1 protein-coding gene is annotated in these 565 nt (G+C 58.2%); it reads right to left on the bottom strand.

Annotation, left to right across the window (positions count from 1 at the left end; all coding sequences use genetic code 11):
* Positions 1-347 (bottom strand): PAAR domain-containing protein (locus AC1RQI_RS17020; RefSeq protein ID WP_481905803.1); only part of this gene is annotated, 347 nt, incomplete at its 3' end.
* Positions 348-565 lie beyond the last annotated feature (218 nt).

Raw genomic sequence — 565 nt, 5'->3', positions numbered from 1 at the left:
CCCGATTCACCGCCGGTATTGGGCGCGGTGGCCGCTGGCGGGGCGCTGTCTACCCCGGCATCCCCAATGGTCACCGTGGGGTTGCCGATCACGATCTTGCCGCCATGCGCTGTGCTGTCGCCCATGCGTGCGGCTGGTTTGCCGTTGATGTAAACCGATGACGAGCCCCCAGTGATCGTATCGGGAGGCCCGACACAGACCGCCTTGTCACCTTTGGTGGCTGCTGGAAGACCGCCGATCAATACGTTCGACGAGGTCCCAATGACTGGACCTCCAACATGGGGGACGGGGCCGTTAGATGCGGGACATACGTGGTAATGGCTTAATGTTGCGGCGGGTTTACCCATCGACTACTCCGTGTCGTTGCTCCGTTATCCGGCGCGATTATAAACCAGGTTTTTCCTTCTGAGCGTGAAATCCATCACTGATTTTTCGTGCGCTCGTTCAGCCGTGCCTCAGTGACAGCAACCCACCGCTACGCTTATTCAACGGCCTGACGACAATTACCCTCAACCGGCCAAAATAATTGTCGCCGACCGGCCAGAGTAGTTGACGTTAGATAGAC

The organism is Salicola sp. AFF1 (assembly GCF_056783195.1).
The sequence above is the reverse complement of the archived record's forward strand: the minus strand, read 5'-3'. Positions and strand labels throughout refer to the sequence as shown.